We start from the raw sequence: 9,163 nt of genomic DNA, 5'->3' as shown, positions 1-9,163 counted from the left end.
TGCCCGCTGACCGACGGATGCCGGGCCTTCCACGCCGTGATCACGGGTTCAACGAGCTCCCACTGCTCGTCGGTGAGATCGCTCGGGTACGGCTTGCGCATGCTCATGCCACAACCCAAGCGACCTCCGAACGCCTGACCGGCAGCAATGCCTCAACGTCACACCATCGAGTGATGACAAGTTGGACGGAAGGTCACGTACCGCACTCTTATGAGACGGCAAGCTGCCCACACGGCGGGGGTGCCGGGGGTCGGCGACGTCCCACAAGCGCACTGTGCCACCTCGATCACCTTCCACCGTGGCCAGCACGGGGCCCCACGGGGCGAAGGCTACGAAGCCGGTGCCGATACCCAAGCCGGGAAGAAGAGGCTTGAGGAGCCGGGGCGAGACCGGATCGGTTACGTCCCACAGCCGGATCCTGCCACTGTCGCCCGAGGTGGCCAGGGTCCGCCCGTCATGGCTGAAGACCACCGTGTCGACCCTGTCGGGGATGGGAGCACTGGTACCGACCAGGTGTGGGTGTGCGGGCCGGGTCACATCCCACAGCTGAAGCTTTACCGGAGTGCCGGTGTCAGTATCGCGGCCCCGGCTTGCAGCTGTGGCAGCGGCCAGGGTGCGCCCGTCGGGGCTGAACGCCACCGCGGTGACTTCGCTACGGCGGTCGCCGGGAAGGTGCCCGAACCGCTCGGGATGCGCGGATGCGGTGTTCCACAACTGCACCCGGGCCGGACCGGAACCACCTGCCTCCACGGCAGCCAGGACCTGCGCACGCGGACTGAACACCACGTTTTTGACCGAGTCCGCCTCACGGCTGAGGGTCGTGGACAGCACGGCGGTCGTGGCCGTGACCAGGTTCGAATAAGCCTGCGGAGAGTGCCGCATACGGTAGGCGACGATGTCCAGCCTGGCCGCGAGCGAGACATCTTGGGCCTGCGGAGACATTCCAGATATACCGGTGCCGCGCAGCTGGTCGGCTTCGGTGATGATCCGATTGGAAATGGCGGTGTTGCGCTCGGTGCGGGCACTGGCCCGTTGTTGTAAGGCGATGGCGGCGGTCGCGGACGTGATCAGGCTCAAGACGGACAGCACCGCGATCAGGACGCGCAGCCTTCGGGCCGCGCGGGCACCCGCCCGCTGTTCTTGACGGCGCATCTCAAGGCTGGCGGTGAGGAATTGCTCTTCCCGCAGGGTGAGTGCGGCACGATACCCGCTCACCTCGAACGCTTCCTCGACCGCTGAGAGTCTCACGCCGCGATATAGGGCTCCCGGGTCACGACCGAGCCCCTGCCAGGCGTCGGCGGCCTCGGTGAGCTGACGGTGGAGGCGCATTCGGTCACGTTCAGCGTCGATCCAGGCATGCAGCCGCGGCCAGGCGGTGATCAGGGCTTCATGGGCGAGGTCGACCGTCGCGTCGTCGACGGTAAGCAGCCGGGCGCCGGCAAGGCGGTCCAGGACGGTGCTGGTGTCGGCGGTATCGGCGAAGTCGAGTTCAGTGCGGGGCGTAGGGCGGCGGGTGTCGGGGGTTCCGTCACCGGGAGTGATCAGGCGCAGGAGGAGGCGCCGGGCCAGCTCGGCCTGGGCAGGGGTCAAGCGTTGGTAGAGGTCTTCGGCGGTGCGGGCAATCGCGCCGTGCAGACCGCCGATCGCCTCGTACGCGGCCTCGGTCAAGGCTCGTCCCTTGCGGCGGTGCCATGTCTCCAGCAAGGCGTGAGACATCAGCGGGAGCGCGCCGGGTTCGCCGGCGACCTCTGCGACGATGCGGGCGGTCAGGTCCCGTTCCACGATCAGCCCAGCAGTCTGGGCAGGTTTGACGATCGCCTCCCGCAACTCGTCTGCGGTCATCGGGCCGGCCAGCACGGTCGCGTCCTGCAGCGCGGCGGTCAGGGCGGGGTGTTCGGCGCAGTGGCCGAGGAAGTCAGCGCGTACCGCGATCACGACACACAGCCGACTGGCCGGGTCGGTGCAGGCGAGGAGCTGGTCGATGAACTGAGCGCGTTCACCCGGATCGGTGCACAGGGTGTAGAGCTCTTCGAACTGGTCCACGATCAGCCACGTGTCGCCGTCCCCGTCAGCCGGGTCCAGGCGCTCGGCATGGGTACGCAAGGGGTGCTCGCCGGGAGTGAGCACGCGCAGGGCGGCCGGACGCAGCCCGGCCACATCCAGGGCACGGAGACAGGGGATGAGGCCGGCGCGCAGCAGGGAGGACTTGCCGCTGCCCGACGGGCCGAACACCGCAGTGAATCGGCCGGAACAGGCCTGCTGGAACAGGCGCTCGGTCAACTCGTCACGGCCGAAGAACACATCGGCGTCGCCAGGCTCAAAACGCGCCAGTCCCCGGTACGGAGGCTTTCTCCCCTCATCCTCGGTGCGCGGCTCAGCCGCCGCTTCCGCAGCCGCATCACGCCACCGCGTCTCCCACTCGGTCACATCACCGTCACACGCACGTACGTAGGCCAGCACGACTGGCAGAGTCGGCAACCGCTCCCCCGCCGCCGCCTGCGACAGCGTGCTCGCCCCCTGCTCCGCGCGCTGCGCCATCGTCCGATACGTCGGGCTCCCTGCCTCCACACGGAGCTTGCGTAACTCGAACGCGAACCGCGCGACCGGCCCAGCATTCGGATCCAGCGGACTCTCACGGCGCCCTGCCATCGACAGATCCCCTCCCCCGCCCCGCCTCCCCGGGGACGCGGCACTGTGGCCCGAGAAGCTACGCAGCCCACGGCACCAGAGCAAGCCAGATGCGCCTTCTTCAGTCAGCGCTCCAACGCCGTGCCCGTGACCTGCAATGCAGCCATTGATCAGGTTGGTAAATCCGGCTGCCCATTCAATCCCCGACCCGCTGAACTCGATGACGAAAGGCCTCGCAGCGAGTTGCGCGGCGCCGGCCCTGCTCGTCGCCGCGCACGTTCGAGGCAATCGGAACCACGACAAAGGAGCAGCACTGTGACTTCACGCATGACGCGGGCCAAGCTGATCGCATGCTCGATCGGGGCGTTGACCGCCGCGACCTTGGCGCTGAGCGCCTCCCCGGCCTCCGCAAGCGGTACCTATAGCGGTCAGGCCTACGTCTACGGCGCCGGTGCCTTCTCGAACGACTGGGACGACGAGGGCATCCTGTCGACGGGCACCAACACGGCCTCCAACGCCACCTGCCTGTGGCAGAAGATTCTTTGGGCGGACGGCAACCTCACCTCCGCCTCGGACATCGACGGCGTCTTCGGCTCCAAGACCAAGGCAGCCACCAAGGCGTGGCAGAGCGACTGGGAGGCCAGCCCCGACGGGGTGGTCGGAAAGGAGACCTTCGCAAAGGCGGGCGACTGGCTGCGGGACACAGACGGCGACGGAGCCGTCGACACGTACATCGGTGCCGCCCATGTGATCAGCGTCAGCCGAGACGACCAGGGCCGGTATCACTTCTACGACGGTGCCGGCAACGGACGGATCGCCGGCTACGACTACCGGACCTGCAGCTGAACCCTACCCGCCTCTCTCGTGCACCCCTCGCGGTCGCGCGAGGGGTGACAGGCCGGCATGTGCCGCTGTGAGCCTCGCTCGCCGATGCAGAGGACACCGCGGGCCGGGTGACGAGTTCCTCTTCGGTAAACCGCACGACGCGCGGCCGATGTCTTACGGGGGTATGCATCGGCCGCGCCGCGGTTCTCCTGCCGTTCACGGCCATCCACGAAAGGCATCCAACCGTGCATGTGCGTACACGCCCTGACCCGATGCTGGACTTCGATGAGTACGTGCGTACGCGGCATGACGCTCTGCTGCGCAGGGCCCGGCGTCTGGTCCCCGATCCGCTGGACGCTCAGGATCTGCTGCAGACCGCGCTGCTGCGAACATATGGCCGCTGGGATGACATAGCGGACAAGCAGCTCGCGGACGCCTATGTTCGCCGCGTCATGATCAACACTCGCACGGAGTGGTGGCGGGCCCAGAAGCTCCAGGAGCTGCCCATCGAGCAGTTCCCGGACACGCCCGTCGGGGACTGTACCGAGCAGCACGCCCACCGCACGCTGCTGATCGACATCATGCGAGTGCTGGCGCCCCAACAACGCAGCGTCGTGGTGCTGCGGCACTGGGAGCAGATGACCACAGAGGAGACGGCCACCGCCCTCGGCATGGCGCCTGGAACGGTCAAGAGCACTCTGCACCGGGCGCTCGCCCGGCTCCGCAAGGAATTGCAGCGCCGCGACCCCGACACCGCATCGGCGTCAGCCGCCGACCATGGATGCCCGGCGGCCGGCCAGCAGGGCACGTTTGATGCGCGAGCGGCACCGCATCCCCGGCGCCAGTTGTGATCATCCGCTGCGGGGCCGTTCCGACGCGTGTGTCTTGGACGAGCTGATGTCGACATACGGGCACCTGAACGAGGCCTGTAGGCGGCTGGTGCTGCGGGACAGCTGGACGAGTCGGTGGACGGCTGAGTGGCACATCAACGATCTGGTCCCGCCTTACCGGCAGCGAGTGGCGACTGGCCCTCGGAATGAGCCACCCACCGCCCGAGGGCGTCGACGGGCCGCGGCCGCCACCAGGAAGCAGGAGGTCTCCGGGTGGCCACGTCGAGCCTCATTGCGGGTTCGATGCTGCCACTCGCCATCCAGCGTCAGCACCTTGGGGCAGAGGTCTGCGGAGCTTGGTCAAGCTGACCGGTGGGTGGTCGGGTTGAGCCTCTTCGACGTCGCTACCGAGGCGACACCCAAGGTCGGCCTTGCGCAATCTGATCACACGCGGACGGTCCGCGGTTTCACCTGGACAACGAAGCCGAGGCATCGGCCGGGGCTGGAGGATCTGGTCTCGACAGGGCGCAAGCACGGCTTCGAGTCGCACTGATTTCTCTCCAGAGCCCGTGTCGAAGCAGATCCACGGGGCCCTGATTCGTCAGCGGGACGCCCTGCTGGAGGCAACCACCCCTCCGCCGGGCCTGGCCGTCGTAAGCAGCAGCTGCCCGGCAAGTGACGCCCTCTTCGCGGCACTGAGGTACACGGATGCGCAGGGGCCGACCCACCCCTCGCCCCGAAGACGCCTGACCCAAAAACCGCCACACCGTTGGGGCCCAGCGCTGCGGCGACCCCAACGCGCAACACGGCGAGCACGCCCCGATCCCCGGCTGCGTCCGCGCCGCCCATCCCGCCCATTCCATACCTTCAACTCCAGCCAGGACATGGGCAAAAGCGGCCCGCAACGGGATGTCAGCGGGCGTTTGATCTAGGTGGATTGCCCTTTATCTCCTAGTAAGTTCCTCGCCAGGTGGGTGTCGTCTCGTCCGTTATGCGCTTGGTGAGGTTGTCGATCGAGGCGATGTGGATCATGGCCTCGGAGCTGGCTGGCAGGGTCTCGTAGTCTCGGGCGAGGCGCCGGTGCAGCATGATCCAGCCAATACTGCGTTCGACAACCCAGCGCCTTTTGACAACGTGGAAGCCGCGAACTCCCGGGTTTCGGTTGACGACTTCGACGTCGATTCCGAGGCTGGCGCCGTGCTCGATGACGGCGTTCTTGAAGCCGGTGTCGACCCAGCTCTTGGAGATGGTCGGGTAGGTTTTCTTGGCCTGGTCGAGGAGTTGGATTCCGACGGCGTTCTCGGACAGGCTCGCGGCGGTGACAGTCACGGCGAGGATGAGTCCGATGGTGTCGGTGAGGATGCCTCGTTTCCTGCCGACGATCTTTTTGGCGGCGTCGGTTCCCTGGCTGGTCAGGGGCACATTGGTGGAGGTTTTCACGCTCTGGGTGTCGATCACGGAAGCGGTCGGTTCGGGCTTGCGTCCTTCCTTCACGCGGGCCAGGCCGGTCAGGTCGTAGTTGAGCTGGGTGAGGATTCCCTCGTCGCGCCAGGCGGCGTAGTAGGCGTAGACGGTGCCGTGGTTGGGGAAGTCTTGCGGGAGGTATTTCCAGGGGATTCCGGTGCGGTTGATGTAGAGGAGTGCGTTGAATACGTCGCGCAGGTCGACCTTGGCCGGCTGCCCGGTGGGCCTGCGGTCGAGGCGAGCCTTTCTCCAGGCCGTCAGCGTCGGCTCGATTAAGGCCCACCGGGCGTCGGACAGGTCGCTGGGGTAAGGCTTCCGCTGGCTCACGCCGTAGCGTGATCATGGATGCGGCGGACGGCGCCGTTCCGCTGCTGCTGGGCGTTTCTGCCCGATCTTCAAACCAGACAGACTTCATACGCCGAGAACCGGAGCAAACGGGCGGCCAAGTTCGAAGCTCGATGGAATCGAGGGTGCGCGTATGAGGCAAACGCCTCAAGTCTGACGGCCGTGAAAGTTATTTACCGATATAAACCATCTCCAAATTCCCACGAGAACGCATCCGCCCTGACGGGATCCCCGTCCCTGAAATCGCCCGCAAGCTGGTCATCACTTCGGGCAAGAACCAGGGCAAGCGGCCCTCGGTCGCCACCGTCTACCGCATCCTCGCCGAGGACGCCAACAGCACCGAGTGAGCCCGGACGCCGGTCAGAACCTCAAGATTGCCCCTTTGACTCGTATCTGGGTCACCCCCATACTCCATGTGATCAGTTTCGTGCGCACGACGCAGCGCCACCACCTTGCGAGCATGCAGGCCACGAATGATCCGCCCAGAAAGAGCAAATGGACACGGCGTCCGCACCGCCCTCCGCGCGAAGAATCCCAGCGAATACACCAAGATTCGTGATCACGGAATCGCAGCGGCACCGGCACAAGAACTAGGATCGGCCCCAGCGCACAGATCACAGCGCCATGAGGGGCTGCCCCAGCCGACCACCCGGAGGAGGTCCGCAATGGCGACGCTGCTGTCCGTCAACGTAGGAATGCCCAAGGACGTCTCCTGGCAGGGAAGGACCGTCCACACCGGGGCGTGGAAATCCCCCGTACACGGCATTCACATGGTGCGGCGGCTGAACGTCGAAGGAGACGGTCAAGGTGACCTGGCCGGACACGGCGGTGAAATTCGAGCCGTCCTCGTCTACCAGCTGCAGTCCTACCAGTACTGGCAAAAGCACCTCGGTCGTGGCGACCTGACCTTCGGGATCTTCGGGGAGAACTTCACCGTCGACGGCCTGCCCGACGACGAAGTCTGCATCGGCGACCGGTACCGCATCGGCGAAGCCGAATTCGAAGTCACCCAGCCCCGCGTCACCTGCTACCGCGTCGGCATGCGCCTGGGCGAACCCACCATGGCCTCCCTCCTGGTCGCCCACCACCGCCCCGGCTTCTACCTGCGCGTGATCACCGAGGGACATGTCCAGGCCGGCGATGAGATCACCCTCACCCGCAAGGGCCCAGAAGAACTCAGCGTCGCCGACACCGACGCACTGCTCTACCTCCCCGACCGCGACCCGGCGAAGCTGCGCAAAGCGCTGAACATCCCCGCCCTCAGCCCCGGATGGCAGCAGTCCTTCCGTGAACTCGCCGCCGCCGAGCAGCCCAAACAGGAGCCGGGATGGCCGGGCGAACGCGCCGCCACCCAGCAGCCCAGGGAGGAACCGGGATGGCCGGGCTTCAAGACCATGCGCGTCGCCCGCATCGTTCCCGAGACCCCCACCGTCTCGTCGATCTACCTCGACACCACCGACGGTACACCCCTGCCCGAGGCCCGCCCGGGCCAGTACCTCTCCATCCGCCTCGCCGTCGGCGACGCCGCCCCCGCAGTGCGCAGCTACTCCCTGTCCTCCGCCCCCACCGCCGACACCTACCGCATCAGCGTCAAGCACGAGCCCCACGGGAAAGTCAGCGGCTACATCCATGCCACGCTGCGTCCCGGGGACCTCGTGGACATCGCCAGCCCCCGCGGAACGTTTGTACTCCAAGAAGGCACCTGCCCGATCGTCCTCATCTCCGCAGGGATCGGCGCCACTCCCGTGCTCGCCATGCTTCACCAACTCGCCGCCGCACGAGACCCACGCCCCGTCTGGTGGATCCACACCGCCCATGACCGTGCCCACCACGCCTTCGCTGACGAGGCCCACGCGCTCCTGGCCCAACTCCCCTGCGCCCACGAGCACATCTACTACACCGCCGAAGCCACGGCACACCGCGACGAGCCCTACATCACCCAGGGGCGTCCGACTGTCCCGTCACTCGCGGCCATGGGCATCCCCACCGACGCCGACGCCTATCTCTGCGGACCATCGGCCTTCATGGACGACCTCGGCAGCTTCCTGCGCGATCGCGGCCTGAGCCCGGAGCAGATCCACACGGAGCAATTCAGCGCCCTCCCGGCCATCAACCCCGGCGTCGCACCCACGGTCGCCGTGCGACCGCACCAACCACCCGGCCCCACAGGCACCGGGCCCCTCATCACCTTCGCCCGCAGCGGCATCACCACCCCCTGGTCACCCGCGCACGCCACTCTCCTCGATCTCGCCGAAGCGTGCGACATCCCCACCCGCTGGTCCTGCCGCACCGGCGTCTGCCACACCTGCATCACCCACCTCGTGGCAGGCGACGTCACCTACACCACCCCACCCCTCGAACTCCCCGAAGCAGGCACCATCCTCGTCTGCTGCAGCCAACCCACCACCGAAGCCGTCCTCGACCTATAGCGGACCACCAACTGCACGGGCTGCCAGCCGCTCCTCCGCGGTGCCTTTCCTGCCCCGCACCTCGTCCGCTCGCCATGTGTGGAAGACCGACGTCGAGTAATCGCGAGGCCGCCCGGCGGGACACATGTGGCTCGGTGCGATGGCTGCGGGCAGGGACAGGATGAGCCGCACTCCCGTGACAATGACCTCCGCACCTACCTGGGTAAGAGAAGAGTGGCCGTACGGACTGGACCCGGACGGTTCGCCTACTTCCCACCTTCGTCCACCACGCCGACCACGGCACCAAATACACATCCATCAAGCTCACAACACGCCTGGTCAGAGCGGGAATTCAAGCATCCATGGGCTCGGTCGGCTGTGGATGCTGATCAAGACCGAGTGCATCCGCGGCCGCGTCTTCACAACCAGAGCCGCGGCGAACCTCGCGATCTTCGAATACATCGACGGCTTCTACAACCCCCGCCGCATCCAGAAACGGCTCGGCTGCCTCAGCCCGATCGAGTTCGAGGAGAAGCACTACGCCAACCAGGCAGCGGCCGAACACCTGCAAGCGGAGGTCGGCCGATCTTCTCCCAGCGGTAGTGGTGGCCGTCGCACAGCTGGTGGCGGCTGATGCCGTAGCCGCAGGCGGGGAAGCTGCAC

6 protein-coding genes and 1 pseudogene are annotated in these 9,163 nt (G+C 66.8%); 4 read left to right on the top strand and 3 right to left on the bottom strand.

Annotated features, from left to right (window positions below; translation table 11 throughout):
* Nucleotides 1-107, bottom strand: a 107-nt coding sequence (locus ACWDEX_RS24265) for a transposase (protein ID WP_450465984.1), incomplete at its 3' end; no start/stop codon positions are given.
* A gap of 307 nt (nt 108-414) precedes the next feature.
* Nucleotides 415-2,538: pseudogene (locus tag ACWDEX_RS24260) on the bottom strand (nSTAND1 domain-containing NTPase); the annotation flags it as partial.
* A gap of 405 nt (nt 2,539-2,943) precedes the next feature.
* Between ACWDEX_RS24260 and ACWDEX_RS24255 the strand changes: the two are divergent.
* Complete coding sequence (locus tag ACWDEX_RS24255; protein ID WP_450465970.1) at nt 2,944-3,474, top strand: peptidoglycan-binding domain-containing protein; 531 nt, start codon at nt 2,944-2,946, stop codon at nt 3,472-3,474.
* A gap of 251 nt (nt 3,475-3,725) precedes the next feature.
* On the top strand, nt 3,726-4,304 hold the full coding sequence (locus ACWDEX_RS24250; protein WP_450465968.1) for a SigE family RNA polymerase sigma factor: 579 nt from the start codon (nt 3,726-3,728) through the stop codon (nt 4,302-4,304).
* A gap of 930 nt (nt 4,305-5,234) precedes the next feature.
* Here ACWDEX_RS24250 and ACWDEX_RS24245 read toward each other — a convergent pair.
* Nucleotides 5,235-6,074, bottom strand: coding sequence for an IS5 family transposase (locus ACWDEX_RS24245; protein WP_450465967.1), 840 nt, complete (start codon nt 6,072-6,074; stop codon nt 5,235-5,237).
* A 683-nt stretch (nt 6,075-6,757) separates the two neighbouring features.
* On the opposite strand from ACWDEX_RS24245, the gene ACWDEX_RS24240 reads away from it, so the two are divergent.
* Together ACWDEX_RS24240 and ACWDEX_RS24235 are read left to right on the top strand one after the other, a co-directional pair.
* On the top strand, nt 6,758-8,521 hold the full coding sequence (locus ACWDEX_RS24240; RefSeq protein WP_450465965.1) for an MOSC domain-containing protein: 1,764 nt from the start codon (nt 6,758-6,760) through the stop codon (nt 8,519-8,521).
* Between the two features lie 361 nt (nt 8,522-8,882).
* Nucleotides 8,883-9,134: an IS3 family transposase gene (locus ACWDEX_RS24235; protein ID WP_450465963.1), complete on the top strand. Its 252-nt coding sequence runs from the start codon at nt 8,883-8,885 to the stop codon at nt 9,132-9,134.
* Nucleotides 9,135-9,163: the final 29 nt, after the last annotated feature.

It is taken from the genome of Streptomyces sp. NPDC001020 (assembly GCF_053599115.1).
The sequence above is the reverse complement of the archived record's forward strand: the minus strand, read 5'-3'. Positions and strand labels throughout refer to the sequence as shown.